The 17,584-nt window shown below is 48.1% G+C and carries 10 protein-coding genes; 3 read left to right on the top strand and 7 right to left on the bottom strand.

Annotated elements, in window-relative coordinates; genetic code table 11:
- Window positions 1-18 precede the first annotated feature (18 nt).
- Entirely contained in the window at window positions 19-6,405 is a 6,387-nt protein-coding gene (locus NLBNIHML_RS02520; protein ID WP_494353691.1) for a rhamnogalacturonan lyase family protein, read from the bottom strand.
- A 208-nt stretch (window positions 6,406-6,613) separates the two neighbouring features.
- Between NLBNIHML_RS02520 and NLBNIHML_RS02515 the strand changes: the two genes are divergently transcribed.
- Window positions 6,614-7,486 carry a helix-turn-helix transcriptional regulator gene (locus NLBNIHML_RS02515; protein WP_339255308.1) on the top strand — a complete coding sequence of 291 codons (873 nt, stop codon included), beginning with the start codon at window positions 6,614-6,616 and terminating at the stop codon, window positions 7,484-7,486.
- 131 nt (window positions 7,487-7,617) lie between these two features.
- Here NLBNIHML_RS02515 and NLBNIHML_RS02510 read toward each other — a convergent pair whose 3' ends face one another.
- Entirely contained in the window at window positions 7,618-8,355 is a 738-nt protein-coding gene (locus NLBNIHML_RS02510; protein WP_494353690.1) for an SDR family NAD(P)-dependent oxidoreductase, read from the bottom strand.
- Between the two features lie 176 nt (window positions 8,356-8,531).
- On the opposite strand from NLBNIHML_RS02510, the gene NLBNIHML_RS02505 reads away from it, so the two are divergent.
- A complete protein-coding gene (locus NLBNIHML_RS02505; protein WP_339233600.1) occupies window positions 8,532-9,146 on the top strand; it encodes a TetR/AcrR family transcriptional regulator in 615 nt (204 codons plus the stop codon).
- 570 nt (window positions 9,147-9,716) lie between these two features.
- Here NLBNIHML_RS02505 and NLBNIHML_RS02500 read toward each other — a convergent pair.
- From NLBNIHML_RS02500 to NLBNIHML_RS02480, 5 genes are all read right to left on the bottom strand, one after another.
- Complete coding sequence (locus tag NLBNIHML_RS02500) at window positions 9,717-10,067, bottom strand: SH3 domain-containing protein (RefSeq protein ID WP_494353689.1); 351 nt, start codon at window positions 10,065-10,067, stop codon at window positions 9,717-9,719.
- A 188-nt stretch (window positions 10,068-10,255) separates the two neighbouring features.
- The gene (locus NLBNIHML_RS02495) at window positions 10,256-11,905 is read right to left on the bottom strand and encodes a glycoside hydrolase family 43 protein (protein ID WP_494353688.1); all 1,650 of its coding nucleotides are present in this window, start codon (window positions 11,903-11,905) and stop codon (window positions 10,256-10,258) included.
- A 62-nt stretch (window positions 11,906-11,967) separates the two neighbouring features.
- Window positions 11,968-13,944, bottom strand: a complete 1,977-nt coding sequence (locus NLBNIHML_RS02490; RefSeq protein ID WP_494353687.1) for a YjhG/YagF family D-xylonate dehydratase — start codon at window positions 13,942-13,944, stop codon at window positions 11,968-11,970.
- A 16-nt stretch (window positions 13,945-13,960) separates the two neighbouring features.
- A complete protein-coding gene (gucD, locus tag NLBNIHML_RS02485) occupies window positions 13,961-15,427 on the bottom strand; it encodes an alpha-ketoglutaric semialdehyde dehydrogenase GucD (protein WP_339255296.1) in 1,467 nt (488 codons plus the stop codon).
- A 20-nt stretch (window positions 15,428-15,447) separates the two neighbouring features.
- A complete protein-coding gene (locus tag NLBNIHML_RS02480) occupies window positions 15,448-16,323 on the bottom strand; it encodes a fumarylacetoacetate hydrolase family protein (RefSeq protein ID WP_253436096.1) in 876 nt (291 codons plus the stop codon).
- A 249-nt stretch (window positions 16,324-16,572) separates the two neighbouring features.
- On the opposite strand from NLBNIHML_RS02480, the gene NLBNIHML_RS02475 reads away from it, so the two are divergent.
- Window positions 16,573-17,487, top strand: coding sequence for an AraC family transcriptional regulator (locus NLBNIHML_RS02475; RefSeq protein ID WP_494353686.1), 915 nt, complete (start codon window positions 16,573-16,575; stop codon window positions 17,485-17,487).
- Window positions 17,488-17,584 lie beyond the last annotated feature (97 nt).

Raw genomic sequence — 17,584 nt, 5'->3', positions numbered from 1 at the left:
ATGCCTCAAACCTCTCAGCTACTCGCGCACCGTCACATTTAATTTGGTTGATCTGGTTTCCCCTGAAGGATTACGAAGCACAGCTTCATACTCATAGATTCCAGGTGCCCTTTCAGAGATTGCGGTAACCGCAGACTGTGCGCCAGGTGAGTGAGATTGCAGCGATTGTGTGTCAATCTTTACACCATTTTCGTAAAGTTCGTATTCGGTTGCGTTTGTTCCCCACCATAGATTCATGGTGACATTAAAGTTGCCGTCACCGTCCCAGTTGTCATGCGACAGAACGGCTTGCCCCGGGGAAGCATCCGTGACAACAACTGTCAACGGCGTACTCATGGTTGTACCCAGTGCATTGATTAGTTCCCCGGTATAGATGTAGGTGCCATTTTTCTTACCAGTAATATCAACTTGAACAGATTGGGCAGATGGGGATTGATCCACCAGGGAAATTTCCTTAATCAATTCACCATTCTCATACAGCTTGAACTGATTGCCGTTATTTCCCCACCACAGATTCATTGTGACGGTATAGTCCCCGTCTTTGAGACCCGTGTCATAACCATTATTGTCAGACAAGACCGGAGTGCCAGGGGCCCCGTTTGCGAGTGGCGTTGCCTGATGGAGCCATTCCTCCCACTTGATTAGCACACTTGCCTGCTCATCTGTAAATACGGTTCCTCTAGCTGCTTGAACGTCATTACCGTAGGATGCAAGCAATTGACGCGCTTTTGCTCCTTCACGATCGCTTGCTGCCTGTTTGGCCTGCTGTAACGTGTTTGTGAGCTGATCAGCAAGAACACCGGCATTCGGATCGATCGAATCAACTGCAAAGGCGCTGGTCAGATTGATCAGGCTGTCGAATGTAGCAATAACCGCAAAACGATATTCTACCGTCTGTTCCCACCCAGCCACATCGGAGACGGTTGCCGTAACCTGATTTAGGCCGGGTTCCAGTGTATACGCCGGAGTGTCCAGAAGCACACCCTCCGGTTCAGCCACACCGGATGCCGTATCGGAAGCGGTATAGCCAATTTCCACGTGCTGATCAATGGTGTACTCGGTTTGACCATGAATTTCAATGGTTGGTGGTACGAGATCAATGGATATGGACAACAATTGTTCGCTCTCTTTGTTACCGTCAACATCGATGCTCCAGTAGGTGATCGTATGTGTACCTTCTTCAGTTAGGGTCAACTGCGTGCCACTCACCGTTTCGCCACCATTAATTTGATAATAGGTCCCTTCGATTTCGGAGTCTTCATCGGTTGCTGTAAAGGTCACTTGTACAGGAGAAGTATACCAGTCGTTCTGCGATTCCCCTTCCACAGTTGCCTTAGTATGCGGGGCTTCCTGTTCCGGTGATTCCCCTTCCAGTGTGACAAAATCAGATAAAGGGATATTTAAATCTTTGACAAGGCCTGCCACGAGTTCAGACACCTTGATTGCACCGTTCATCTGCAAATGTGTGTTGTCTTCGGTTGTACCTACCCACATGAATATCGATTTGGTTCCTTCAGTGCCAAGTTCCTGAAAATGCTCCCAACTGGCCTGATTGAGATCGATGAGGAGTGTCTCCGTTTCCTGCGCCGTCTCTTTCATCGCCTGTACGTATTCCGGGAAGCTTTTGTTCAGCACTTCTCCGGTAAAATCACGACGATTCACTGGCGTAACCAGCACCGGGATCGCCCCTCTTTGAAGAGCACCGTTAATGTATTCTTTCAGATATACCTTAAACTGCTCTGGCGTAAGATAACGCTCCGGACGTGAAGGTGTGGAATCGTTATGAGACCACTGCATGAACAGATAATCGCCTTCGTGAATGGCGAGCAGAATATCATTGAGATATCCGCCAACCAGGAAGGTTTTGCTGCTCAAACCGCCAACTGCCCGGTTATCAATGCTGACTTCATTTGCATCAAAATATTCACCCAACGTTTCGCCCCAACCTGCTTGTGGACGGTAGCTCTCCGCGTAATTGGCCACAGTTGAATCGCTCGCCAAATATATAACAGGTTTATCGCTTGCGCTGTGATCTGGCAGACGCTCCAGCTTCAGCGCATTGATCTTCGGTGCATTTCCGGTGAAGTTGAAGTTAAATACCCCATCAATCAGAGCAATATCGTACGTAATTTCTTTGAATTCGCCCTTGGCAACCGTTGTGAGCGGCAACTTGTTCATTTGCTCCACAACAACATTTGCGCTGGTTGATTCCTCTGCATCCCCGATGGTCATCGTTACCCGATAATTGGCCGGCTCCATTTCCGCCAGGAAGGAGGTGCCATTTACTCGTGTGAAATCCTCTTTGAGCGCATCCCCGGTCTCCCGGTTCTCATCTTTGGTCAGTGCAGTATCGGCAAAACCGTAACCGTTGCCTTCGATGTACGCTCTCTTGGCATCTACCTTGATGTATCCTTCGGCAGCACCGCCGGAACCAAAGTCAAATCGGTATTCACTTATCTCTTCGCTTGGTTCACTTGTCAATGAATCCTTTGCCACAGTTAACATATTAAACGCATGGTCAACTTGAGCCTGAGTGGCTTCCGTATTAAATATCGCTTCCGCTGCTGTCAAAGCCCGGTTCAACACGGCCTTTGATGCATCTGTATAATCCGACAGATCCAGTGCTTTAATCTCATCGTACAGAGCGATTAATGCCGTCTGATCGCCACCATCCGAAGGAAGCTGCGTGCCTTCAATCCGCACGTTGTCGATCTGGGTAGTCCAGTTCAACGTGCCTCCACCACCTTTTCTTGTTCCGAGGAATCGAATCGCTCTGACATTGTCGGCATATGCGATGGAACTCATAGGGATATCTTTAATCGTTTGTGTAACGGTCGGATTCGCCACATCTGTTAATGTGAGATCCAACGTTTTCTTCGCAAAATTAATGGTCGCATCCACAGTGACCCACTGGTTCTTGGAAATCTCAGTAGCCGTTCCCCCTTCGGGTATAGCTGTATCTCCTGTGCCGTAGTCCGGATTATATGCACCGATATAATAATGAATTTTGGTACTTCCGGTTTTGGTATACAACGTGAACAGGGCATTTTCGTTGGAATCCTGGACCGTGAGATGACCTTCTGACGGATAGGCACTCACATTACCGGATTGCCAGTCAAAGTTTACCTTTACCTGATCGCCGTTTACGGCATCAAACAGACGGAACACCTTGGCCCGATTGCCTGATCCAGACCCTGTGACAGACAGTACCTTATTCCCGGACTGTTCAACCACCGTTCCCGCCATGGTTCCTGCAATACCCGTGGCATTGACCATCGCATACTGGTAGCCCGAAGGGTCGCCTTCAAAATCCTCCTCATAGAGCTGGGTTTCCGGCTCTGGTTCTGGTTCGGAAATATCAGGGTCAATGACCAGCGATGAGATACTCAGCCCCATGTCTTTGACCGCACCAGCAACGAGACCGGCAATTTTCTGTGCACCATAACTGCTAAAATGAGTATTATCATTGATTCCATTCGGGTATTTTGGATATTCACCCGGATTAGCATATAGGAATACTTTTTCTGTAGCTGTATTACCAATTTTGTCGTAGTACGCAATACTTAACTTGCTAAGATCAATCAGCGGCACGTCAAGTTCCTCCGCCACTTCTTTCGCTGCCTGCACATATGCCGGGAAGCTGACATTGAACTCCTGAGTCACTGTATTGAAATCCCGGCGTCCCACTGGAGTGAGTAATACCGGGGTAGCGCCGCGCTGTTTGGCACCGTTTACATAACGAGCCAAGTAGATCTTATAGTCCTCCGGCGAGGCATACCGGTCAGGTATCCCTGCACTGGCGTCATTATGTCCAAAGGAAATGAAGAAGAAGTCCCCCGGCTTAATTCGCTGCAGGATCGTATCGAGACGACCGTCTACCATGAAGGATTTGCTGCTTCGACCACCGATCGCATCGTTCACGACGACTGCCCCATTGGAGAAATAACGTCCGAACTGCTGGCCCCATCCTTCTTGAGGAGCCTGCGCTTCACTGTAAGATTGCATGGTTGAATCACCAGCCATATAGATCGTTTTTGCCGCACCAGCCGCTTTCTCTGGATATTTTTCGATGATGACATCCTGGATGTCTATGGCTGTACCGGTGAAGAGCAGATCAAGCTGTCCATCCACCAATGCAACATCATAGGAATACTCGAGCGGTGCTCCCGCTGTCACATTTGTTACGGCGAGCTTCTGAACGAATTCGGATTTGACCCCCACGTTGGAGTTATGCGCATCACTGCCCAATCGCAGCGTCACCTTATAGTTGGCATTTGGCAGGTCAACAGCGAATGTCGTACCTGTTACAACCGAAACCTCGTTTGTGCCTACGGTAACCCCGCTTGCATCCTTGAAGCCGTATCCCTTCTCTTGTGTATATAATGTGTCCTGTATAGCCGTACTTCCTGACGCTGTTTCTGTACCAAAATCAAAACGGTAAACCTGTTGCGGCATTTCTGCTTCGCGGGTCAGCGCCAGATCGGCTTTCGGGAATGCTGTAGCTTCTGCTCCGAGATAAAAGCCGGTGTGAGGCGGCTGATTGTAAGATACATTTTGCCATGCTACGCCAAGTCGATACACAGGGTCCTGCATCAGCGTAGGGATGCGATAATCCGAAGGAATGGTCGTTGTGTAGAGACGATATTCCGAGCTATCTTCGCTCCGCAGCAAAATTTCTTCACGCCAGTCGCCCAGAATGTCCGCCTGAAGCGCCGGATTACCTTTGGTATGATTGTTCGTTAACGTACCGGTTGCCCGGAAGATTTCATTCAGCTTTTTATTTTCGTAATCCCATTTGTAAATGAGTGGAATTCCTTTGGCCGTACTATTATCCCACTGATGGTCAAACAGCTCCCGCTGAAGATCTCCGTCCCACCAGATGGCGAAGTTGGCAGTTTTGGGCCCTTCGTCCACCGTGTAGATCGCATTTCCTGCAGCAGAATAGGTATTGGTTACAGGTACACTTTGCCCGTTGGTAACGGTCGTGGCCCATGATTCGTAGCCCGGATAGTTCGGATCGATGTCCGCCGACATCCCGCGACCGGTGTCAAAACCTGTTTTCTCACCCCAGAGGATTTCACCTGTGGAGGCATCGCGCATCTCCAGTCCGTACGCCGCATCTGAATGCTCGTGAACACTGACGACCTGATAGCCATCCCGATTCGGGTCAAGCTGACCTGCGTGCATGGCATCACCGTGTCCAAGTCCGGTGCTGTACATCAAGCTGCCGTCATCGTCTATAGCTAGGGCGCCAAACATAATCTCGTCTTTGCCGTCATGGTCGGCATCCAGTACACTCAGATTGTGGTTGCCCTGTGCTTGATATTGTGATCCTGCTTCGTTGGTGTCGAACGTCCAGCGTTTGACGAGTTCTCCACCAACATAATCATAAGCAACAAGCACAGTGCGGGTATAGTAACCCCGACTCATCACGACGCTTGGTTTCGTACCGTCCAGATAAGCAATCGCGCCAAGAAAACGGTCTACACGGTTGCCATAACCATCCCCCCAATCACTTACGTTGCCTCTTGGCGGATCATAATTCACCGTGGATACGGCTGCGCCAGTCTCACCGTCAAACAGCGTGAGATATTCCGGCCCTGACAGTATGTATCCGCCGTCATTTCGATAATCCTTCGTCCCGTCACCAATAACTGTGCCTTGGCCGTCCTTCGTGCCGTCCGCTGTCTTAACAACAACCTCGGCCTTTCCGTTGCCATCCAGGTCATACACCATTAACTGTGTGTAGTGCGCTCCGGCACGGATGTTTAAGCCCAGGTCAATCCTCCACAGCTTCGTGCCATCCAGTTTGATGGCATCGATATAGACGTTGCCCGTATAACCGGCCTGCGAATTGTCCTTGGAGTTACTCGGACTCCACAAGAAGACGATTTCATATTCGCCATCCCCATCCAAGTCAGCTACGGAAGCATCACCTGCATAATAGGAGTAGGTTCCGCCGTCCTTGGTCCGTCCGTCGGCCGGTTTATCCAGCGGAATAGGCAGATAATCGTTATGCCAGACAGATACAACCTCCGGCTGCATCTGCTCCTTGCCTGAAACAACAGTGGAAATCTGATATTGCGAGCTGTCGAAACCCGTGGTGTCCACATAGTTGGTCACGTCGCTTATGGGCGACGTATTCACTTTGGTTCCGTTTTTATATATATTGAAAGCGATATCATCTGGGTCGTTGTTTAAATACCTCCAGCTCAGAAAAACACCGTTGTCTACAAGAACCGCAACCAACCCCCGGTTCAGGTATTCTGCTTGGCGACCCGGCAGGCTGTTTGAAGAAGACTCTGCACGCATCGGTGCTGGAGGAACAGCCAGAGAAATAACCATAAGGAGTGCTAAAAAAAATACAAACATCGATTTCTGGATGGAAACAGTTCTTCGGATCATTCGATTAACGCCTCCTTATCTAAAAATTCATTTTTAGAATCAACAGTTCGATCCTGCCCTGCTTGTTGTCATAGGAACACAATTTATAGCCACCTCCTCTTTATGTTACCGCTTACATTTATCTTACAGGTCTAAAAAAAGACAGACAATCTAAAAAATGTGACGTATTATATAAAATAATTGACTTTTTCAGGAAGGAGATTCACGTATGGTTCATACGGTATCTTACGCTTTTCGTAATGACGATACATCAATCATGACACTGGACTCTATTGGATGGCAGATCGTTTCGAGCGAGGAATATCGTTGTCCCAGTGATGATAGACCGGACCCGGGACATGTTGTTTTTCAATACACACTTAATGGTCAGGGTTATCTGGATATTGATAATCAAACGATTCCTTTACCCAAGGGACATGCCCTGCTTGTTAAAATCTCCGGAGAACATTGCTATTACTATAAACAAGAGAACAACGAACCATGGGAATTTATATGGATTAACATTCGCGGGGATGAAGCCAACCGAATTTGGGATATGATTCATGATAATGAGGGACATGTCATTCGACGAAACGCAGATTCTCCCTTGATTCAAGAGTTATGGCAAATCATCCATTTGATTCATCAGGATAAAGTCACCGACAAGTATCGTTTGTCTATGCAAATCTACCGCTGGTTGCTAATCTTGGTGCAGACGAGTCGGGATGCGGAGAGGGATATTGGTGCCCTTTCCATAACAACAATCGAGAAATGTAAAAAGTTCATCCGGGAGAATTATGCTTCTCCATTGACGCTGGATCTGCTCGCAAGCCATTGCGATATCAATAAACACTACTTGTGCAGGTTATTTCAGAGATCGGAGAAAACATCACCGCTCGCCTATCTCAAAGACAGACGCATTGAGGTGGCAGTTAGACTTCTCCGCACAACGGAACTTCCGATTTCCCAAATTGGTCAACAATGCGGCTTTGAGAGCCCAAGCTATTTCGGCAAAGTTTTTCGGCAATATATGTCCATGTCACCCAAAGAATATCGCTTGAATAAGTTGGAGTTTCCTTATGAGGCCATCTATTATGAGTAGCTAAACTGGCTATTTGCTAGTTGTCATTGGCTCGGGAACTGCTCTTATACCAATAAAATAAAAAAAGCCGCTAGATTAGCGACTTTTAATGGAACTATGTTCTTTCTTGTGTGCTTTGACAATTGCTACACTTATTGTGCAGTGTATCCTCCATCTATGATCAGGCTATTACCTGTCATGTATGAAGAATCGTCACTAGCCAGGAACAGAACAGCTTTCGCCATCTCTTCTGCTTGACCAAGACGTTTCATCGGTGTTAATGCAGCAAGTGCTTGTTTGCTCTCTTCCGGGATAATCGGTGTATCGATGAAGCCTGGGCAAAGAGAGTTCACCCGAATATTCTGCTCAGCATACTCCAGCGCGAGGGAACGAGTCAGATTCACAACGCCACCTTTAGCTGCATTGTAAGCTGCTGAACCAGGAGAACCAACCCATCCGTACATGGATGCCGTGTTGACGATTGTGCCGCCGCCAATTTTCAGCATTTCGCGAATTGATTCACGAGCGACCAAGAAAACGCCGTCCAGATCAACATTGACCGTATTACGCCATTCGGCGTAGTCAAGCTCATGTGTAGGATGAACACGTCCAATTCCTGCATTGTTGAATACGATATCCACTTGACCGAAGGCTTGGACGGTTTGTTTGAACATCTCGGAAACCTCTTCTTCACTCGTGATGTTTGCTTTGATAAAGAGAGCTTCCGCATTAAGCGCTTTCAGTTCCTGTTCGAACGCCTTGCCTTTTTCTTCATTCAGATCGACCAAAACCACTTTGGCTCCCTCGGAAACGAACAGGCGAGCTGTTGCTGCGCCGATTCCGGATGCTCCTCCTGTAATAATTGCTACTTTATCCTGTAGTTTGCCCATGAATAAATCCCCCAGTATAATATTTTGAATAGCGCCTATATAAATAGTGCTATATGATGTTTACAAAACTAATTCTATGCTTAAAATTGTAACATTCCAATCATTAAGATATGACCAAGTGTCTACCTCGTAGACACTTCATAAAAATATGTCTATATTTATAGGAGTTTTTTTGAATGAATAATGAACTTATTGTGACTGCTCAACATCGTAATCGAACCAAGGAGCACCTAAAAACCGCTCTGATTCAGCTCATTAAGAAAAAAGGATTCCATGGTGTGTCTGTCAAGGACATCGTTGATCAGGCGGGTTACAATCGCAGCACGTTTTATTTACACTACCAGGACAAATATCTTCTCGCTGAAGAATTGCTGAGTACAACACTTCAAGGATTAAGAGGGGCAGTAGGTAGGCCCTATTGGCACGGTCAAAAAGTTTCAACGAACAAGCTGGATGCCGAATCTTTTCAAATCGTGGATTATATCTATGAAAACCGAGACTTCTTCGAACTGATTCAATACGATGACACGTTACCCGGTCTACATACAGGTTTCCCCCAAACTATACTCAAAATCTATCAGGAACAGTTTGTCTTTGAAACGATCAATAACTCCCCGGTGAACATGGACTATTTCAAGTACTATACCGCCTACGGTTTTTTTGGACTATTGAACAATTGGATATTAAGCGGATATCATGAATCACGTGATGTTTTTATCAAGAATGTGATCGAACTGACCAAAACTCATATTCACTCGTTTCATTATGTGGGTGAGACGTTTGATTCATGATCTCGAGTAGGTTGATTTGAAAATCACGATGAACGATATGTCTGCCTTAGATAACAACTGAATTAGTTATCAGCGGCAAAAAGTTGGAGAGGTCGATGTTTTTACCATGAAGCTGGTTCCAAGGATGGTCCAGTTATATTGTTATTACATGGGTTTCCATTCAACTTTACATTTGAGAACCTGTTCCAGGTGATTGAAGGTTTTACTCAAGCCCTATCTCTCAATAAGTATGTACTATATGTATTTGATTACGGTGCACCTGTGGGGAATAGATTGGCCGTTGCTCATCCGGAAAAGGTTTAAGCTATCATTAGTCAGAATGGGAATGCATATATGGAGGGATTTAGTGACGCATGGGGAGCCTGGGAGACGTACTGGCACTTACCGACACCGGAGAACCGTGAAGCATGTCGCGATTCCTTAAGCCCTGAAACCATTCGTGATTTTCAGTATCTGCAAGGTGCCGACGCCAGCCTGGTTTTACCTGACGGGTATACACTGGATATCGCGTACATGTCACGACCGGAATTTGTTCAGATGTGCTCATTGATTCTGTTTCAATTTCCTTATTTATTCCGATGGAGTCAATACCTTATTTGGTAACCAGCCCTTTTCACCCTCTGCGGTATGAACAAAACTCCATTCATTTAGTTCAAATTCTTTTGTAACGATGATACCGGGTTTTACGGTTAATTCGTGTGCAGAATAGTCTGATAATGCCGTCGCGATCTGTTCTGCATTGGGAGTGCTTAATATTTGCTTCGGTACCCAGCCGCTTTTTTTAGACTGCACGGATTCACAGAAAATCCAGTTGGGGAATTCAGTATCTTCTCTCCCATATAGGACCGTATCTCCTTTAGCTAAAACGATGGGATCGGGATAGTTTGAATTATGGGGTTCAATAACTTTATACAATTTCATAATACGCCTCCAACTATTATATTCGACCTGTTACCGCCAAACATAATATCATATTATTATATAGTTATTCATCCCTATTCGTATAAAGCAGCGCCCCCTTGTGAAGGGGGCGCTGCTTTATACGAATAGAAATATTTTATCACGAGTCCACCTTATAACATTTAGGGAATATTAAACAATATTCTAATTTATTGATAACTCCCAGACACACCGTCCGCAGAATCTATATGGCTTAATGCATTCACTTCATGCTTTGTTTCTCTATACACAAAGTAATCAAAATCGGCATGTTTTCGAGTTCCACCGAGATCCTGCACACAAAGTCCGATGTAGGTTCCCGTAAACCGAATATACTCCGGAGATTCATCGCACAGATGTGTGATATCAACCCACTCGCCTACATGATTCCAGGATGAATCCTTATTTAACGCATAGTAAAAGCGGGCGCGATCATAATCAACCACTACTTTTAAGCGAAGCGTATTCACCGACTCTAGCGGAATATCCTCCAACAGTTCGTCATACACCCCGTACTTGGACTGAATAATTCCCAAGCACAGCCCCTTTTCTTCATGATAAGTTACACGTAAATAGAGATAGTCCTTGGTATCGTAGTACAAAATCAATCCTGCCATCTGCTGTGGATGATCCGGCGCAAATTCCAGAACTGTTTCGGCTTCACACTCAAACGTTTGCAATCTTCGCGCGATCATGCTTTGCCTATGCGTTGAACTCATCGACTCCATACCGTGCAAGCGCAAGTAACCGGGACGTTCCGACAAGCTGAGCCAAGTCGGGTCGGGTGGAATGCGAAGAGTATTCCAGTCATTCCGAAGCTCGGTTTGATCAAAATGATCCATTTCAGCTAACGGTTCAAACGGATGTGCCGTAATCTTCGGTGCAATGACCTGGACCTCGGGATACCGGTTACCGCTCGCAAGCCTCAGCCAGCCGTCCTCGCTCCACGTACACGGCTGAAGTGCGGTCTCACGTCCAAGAATACAATACTTTTGATGAACAGGTCGTCCAACCAGATGAGCCATGTACCATTCGCCGGTATGTGTTTCAACAAGACTGCCGTGGCCTGCCTTCTGCAGAGCCAAATCCGTTCTGCCATATGAAGTAAGGATCGGATTGGCAGGATCAACCTCGTAAGGGCCTTGTAGTGTCCGGGAACGTGCTACTGTAACCGCATGCTCATAACCGGTTCCCCCTTCAGCCGTAATGAGATAATAATAGTCCTTGTGTTTATACAGATGAGGTGCTTCGGTTAATCCTAAAGCGGTTCCTTCAAAAATGTTCTTGGCTGGCCCGACCAGCTTTTGCTCCCCAACCGAATACTCCTGCAGAACGATGCCTGCAAACCGGTTTTTGCCCTTGCGGTGATCCCATATCATATTGACCAGCCACTTCCGTCCGTCCTCATCATGAAACAGGGAAGGATCAAAACCGCTACTGTTGAGATATATCGGTTCGGACCAAGGCCCTTCAATATCGGTTGCTGTCACAAGGTAATTGTGAGTGTCTTTAAAGGCGCCTACCCGGCTTTTGACATCGGTATAGATCAGGTAAAACACGCCGTTGTCATAACTGAGACATGGTGCCCATACACCTCCGGAGTTAATGTTGCCCTCCATGTTCAACTGCGTTGCACGAGTCAGCGGTGAAGCGATTGGTCGCCAATGAACCAGATCTCGCGAATGGTGTATGCGTACACCGGGGAACCATTCGAAGGTGGACGTGGCGATATAATAATCTTCTCCCGCCCGGCATATGGACGGATCTGGATGAAATCCGGGGAGGATGGGATTGGTGATCATTTTCTTGATACTGTTCATGGAAGAAACCTCCGGTATGAAAGTGATAATCTGTACAACAGCAGATACACGAAAGGTAGAAATCAGTACCAGCCCAGCGCTTTTTTGCCGGCTTCCAGAGCAGTTACAATTCGCTCTACATCGTATACATTGCCTCTCCATGTTCCGCCGCTGACAGATTGCAGCGCAGCCCAGAGCTTTGTATCGTCCGGCAAAGCTTCATCAGGCCGCATATCCGGATGGAAGGTCCTTTGTGCCAGGATGAGAGCACCTTCTTCCGGCGAAACCTCAATCTCTCCTTCTCCGACAAAGTTAATGCTGCCCTCCAGCGTGTTCCGATCCACCACGATGTCAATCAGGTCTCCGTTCCGCAGCTTGCCAATTGGTCCGCCTGCCAGCGCTTCGGGGCCAACATGACCAATACACGCACCGGTGGAAACACCGGAGAACCGGGCATCCGTAATCAGTGACACGTATTTGCCAAAAGACAAATGCTTAAGCGCAGAGGTTAGCTGGTACGTCTCCTCCATTCCGGTTCCGGATGGACCTCGTCCGAGCAGCACGACCACATCCCCAGCCGAGATACCTCCGGTCTTAATCGCACGGATCGCCTCGCGTTCGGTGGTAAATACCTTGGCTCTGCCACGATGACGGTACACGCCATTCTCATCCAGCACAGCAGGATCAATAGAGGTGGATTTGATGACAGAACCTTCCGGAGCGATGTTTCCGGTTGGAAATGTTACGGTCGAAGAGATGCCAAGCTGCTGGGCGTGTTCTACACTCATGATGACACTGTCCGGATCGATGCCGTCCTGCTCTTTCAACTGCTTCCGCATGAGATGGCGGCGTTCCGACGATTCCCACCAATCCAGCACCTGCCCCAATGACGTACCTGTAACCGTTGGTACAGACTCATCCAACAGACCAAGCTGTCTGAGGTGAAGCATAACCTCTGGTACACCTCCGGCCTGAAAGACGCGAATGGTCGGGTAAAAGATCGGACCGTTAGGCAGGGCACTAACCAGTCTTGGAACATTCTTGTTGACTTGTATCCAATCCTGTACCGTAGGCACGGTTAAACCAGCCGAATGGGCTATCGCCGGTATGTGAAGAAGCAGATTGGTCGATCCGCCAAACGCAGCGTGCACGGTCATGGCATTGCGAATGGATGCATCCGTGACGATGTCTGCCATCCTCATTCCCTGAGACTCCATATGGATGAGTGCGCGTGACGATTGGCGCGCCATTTCAATCCAGACGGGCTGCCCGGAAGGTGCAAGCGCGGCATGTGGTACTGTCATACCCATGGCCTCTGCTACGACCTGGGCTGTTGCGGCGGTACCTAGAAACTGGCAGCCTCCTCCCGGCGTAGCGCACGCGCGGCATCCTAAATCCGACGCCATTTCGAGCGAAAGTTCCCCGCTGACGTATCGTGCACCGATGGTCTGAATTTTACCGGCGTCCTCTCCATCGGTAGGTGGAAGCGTGACGCCACCGGGAACAATTACACCAGGCAATTGAGGCATACCGGCAAGCGCGAGCATCATTGCCGGAAGACCTTTGTCACAAGTAGCGACACCCAGCACCCCTTTACGTGTCGGCAGCGAGCGAATCAGTCTGCGAAATACCATGGCAGCATCGTTCCGGTAAGGAAGCGAGTCGAACATGCCGGTCGTTCCCTGTGATCTGCCGTCACACGGATCACTGACATAGCCGGCAAACGGGATTCCTCCTCGGCTTGACAGTTCTTCTGCGGCAGCTTTCATCAGTAGACCGACCTCCCAGTGACCCGTATGGTAACCGAGGGCTGTGGGACTACCATCCTCGTTGCGAATGCCGCCTTGTGTACTTAAGATCAGAAATTGTTTTCCGTTCAATTCCCCAGGTTTCCATCCCATTCCAACATTCTGGGACATGCCGAACAAGTCGCCACTTGGAGCATTTCGCAGTAAATCATCCGTTAATGGCAGACGTCCGGCAGCTCCTGGAGCATGTGCTATGATATCGAAGCAGTTGGCTTCCTTCTCCCCCATAATCGACGTAATCTGTTCGTGCATGATAGCCCCCCACAGTTTATGACTTCACGAAGACCGTTTTGATGGCGGTGAAAAACTCGATAGCCGCTTGCCCCTGTTCTCTGGAATGTGAACTTGACATCTTCATTCCACCGAACGGAGCTTGCAGCTCTACGCCGGCCGTTTCTGCATTAATTCTGACAAGTCCTGCATCCATGTCCCGGATGAAGGACAGCATCGCCCCTACGTTCTGAGTATAGATGGAAGCACTTAAGCCGTAGTCGCTGTCATTCGCCGCTTCAATCGCTTCCTCCAGGGAATCTACTGCAATTAAGGCCAGAACCGGACCGAAGATTTCTTCCCGGGCAATGGACATATGGGATTCGACCCCTTCAAATACAGTCGGTTGCACATAGAATCCCTCTTCCAGTCCGGGACCGTCTCCTCTTTTTCCGCCAGCAAGCAGAACGGCACCTTCATCCTGACCTTTTTGGATATAACTCAGCACCGTATTGAGTTGTCCTTCACTCGCACATGGCCCCATCCAGCTTCCAGCAGACATGCCGTCACCCAGCCGGATTTCTTGGATTTGCGAGAGCAGTTTTTCTTTAAAGGCATCGTATACGTTTCGTTCAATGATGACCTTACTGGTAGCTGTACATTTTTGCCCTGTTGATTTCAATCCACCACTGATGGTGGCTTCGACAGCCAAATCCAGGTCAGCGTCAGCTGCAATGATGATCGGGTTTTTGCCACCCATCTCGAGTTGATACTTGGCCCCACGTGCTAGCGCTGCAGCACCGACCCGTTTCCCCACTTCATTGGAACCCGTGAACGTTATTCCTCCCACATCCGGATGCTCGGCAAGTGCTGAACCGATCACTGAGCCTCTGCCGCAAATCAGATTAATAACGCCTGCCGGGATACCCGCCTCTTCAAAACATTCCATGACTTTAGCCGCAGTGACCGCAGTTTCCTGAGCCGGCTTCAACACAACTGTATTGCCATAGATTAAGGCCGGAGCCATTTTCCAAATCGGAATGGCTACAGGGAAATTCCAAGGGGCAATAACTCCTACTACGCCAAGGGGTACACGAGTCGTAAACATCAGCGCTTCACTGTCTGTCGAGGGGATAACGTCTCCTGTTTTTCGCATGCCTTCTCCGGCGTAATACCTTAAGATCGCTACACCGCGCATCGTCTCTCCTTTGGCTTCAGGAAGTGTTTTGCCCATTTCCCTGGTCATCGCCTCTGCAACTTCATCGGCCCGACGTTCCAGCACATTTGCTGCCTGAAATAGATAGTTGCCGCGTTCTGCACCCGATAATCTCCGCCATTTTTTTGCTGCTTCCTTCGCCGCTGCGACAGCCCGGTTCAAATCCTCTACGCCGGAAGTGGGTACATAGCCGACAACTTCCTTCCGATTCGCAGGATTGATGCTCGGTTCGGTCTCACCAGATGTGGCCTTCACCCATTCTCCGTTAATATAATTGTTGTACGTCTGCTCCACTTGAAATGCGGTCATAGCCTTATCCTCCTTATAGATTAGTTTGAAATAACAGAATTCACGAGTGTCCCGATATCACTAATGGATATTTCAATCCGGTCTCCGGGTTCAAGTGTAAATTCATTAGGGGGAACGATACTTGTACCTGTCAAAAGAACCGTACCGTCAAACAAATCATTGTCCCTTGCTAAAAAAGAGACCAATTCATCCAGCTTACGGTTTAATTCACTTGTGTTTGCCTCGCTCTTAACAACCAGTTCACCTGCGCGATAAATTTCGCAGACAATGCTGAATGCGTAGGGATTCTGCACCGTTTCTGCCAATCGGATAGCCGGACCGATGGAGCAGGAGTTGCGCCACATTTTGGCTTGTGGCAGATACAGCGGATTCTCCCCTTCAATATCACGGCAGCTCATGTCATTACCGGCAATGTATCCTACAATACTTCCGTCACCCGCAAGCACCAATCCAAGCTCAGGCTCCGGGATCTGCCACGTGGAGTCGCTTCGGAGCGTGACGGCATCATTCGGACCTACCGTTCGTGCTGCCGTGGATTTAAAGAAGATTTCGGGTCTTTCCGCATCGTATACCTTATCGTAAAAGGTCGTTGCATCCATTTTTCCATCCGTCGCTTCATAATTTCTCGCTTCCCTGCTTCGTTGATACGTAACACCTGCCGCCCATACTTCCGGGGCATCCACTGGTGTGATCAGGTGTAAGGTAGTCCAATCATCCGTCAGCTTGTTTAATGGTTTAAAAGCGCTTTCAACAAGTTGAACAGGTGATATCCCTTGTTCTTTTGCTTGATGGATCAAAGTCATAAAATCGGCTTGCGGCAAACGATAGGCTTTTTCATCATCCGTAACGGCTGCCAGCCACTTTTGTTGCCCGTCCAGAAATCGAATAATTCGCATTCAAGCTTGCCCCCATTCTCCCTATTGGGTTGATAATATTACCTTAGCACCAGCCAGGTTTCGTGACGATGTTCTAATCACTCCAACGAATTACCCTTTTCACGCATTTTTTTTCTGTTAAGATAAATCTAGATTAGATGAACCAAGGATGATGTACTCATCTCTCGTCCCTGTGTGTATTCTCAGTTCAGTGGATATCAACGAAATGATAAGATTTTGAGTATAGAAGGATAAGGAGGTTGGGGTGCTGTGGCCAAGCTTTCGGAAGCCGTGTATTTGGGTCGTTTGCCTGATGTTCGCATGTCTTTTCAATTATTGGGGCTACATGCAAGAAAAGTGGATTCAACCTGGACGTATCCATCTCATGAGCATTCAATGTATGAAGTGCACTGGATGATGGACGGCCAGATGAATATGGTTGTTAACGGACAGTTATACAGTCAGACTGTAGGCGATCTTCTGTTCATTCGCCCTGGTATGACCCATTCCTGTACGGGTGCCGGACCGGAGGGGTTCACATACTTTTCCGTGCATTTCAGTGTACAGGATACGTCCTTTTGCAGAGAACTCAACCGTTGCAAAGACATCTATTATCCGGCAAATTCGAATTTGGCTCTGGGGCTGTCCTCTTCCCTGTCTACCTTGTATAATCTGGCCACAGAGCATTTGTCGAGTTCGCTATCCTCTTCCAAACAGATGAAGGTACATGCCGCTGTGTTCGAACTGCTCGGTTCCCTGGTCGGACAATTATCTCAGCAAGCATCCGTTACGTTGTCGAGAAAAGAAACCATTGCCCATCAGATTGCTGAGCACATTGAGGATTCGGTGAGATATATCCATCTTCATGGGGAAATTCAGGAGAGCGAGCGAACCTGGATTCAAGATATTGCCAAGTCGCTGAGCATTAGCCCGTCACAGGTTAATCGTATTTTTCGGCAGGTATACGGCATCGCTCCGCGTAAGTTTCTATCGGAAACCCTTCTGAACGAAGCGCAGCGCTTGTTAAAACAAACGGACCTGAACATAGACCATATTGCGATGATGCTGGGGTATAAGACCAATGCGCATTTCAGCCGCCAGTTCAAGCGGTGGACAGGCACCGCGCCAAGTGAATTTCGCAGTCATTCGCAGCAGAATGGTGAAGCCACACATTCAGATGCCTGAGATGCAGCAATCTCTGAGCCGCATGAAGCTAACCAATACAAAAAGCAGCTGCTGGATGTCCAGAAGCTGCTCTATCTTTCTCAGGTATTCGATGTTC

Source organism: Paenibacillus sp. JNU01 (assembly GCF_059130585.1).
The sequence above is the reverse complement of the archived record's forward strand: the minus strand, read 5'-3'. Positions and strand labels throughout refer to the sequence as shown.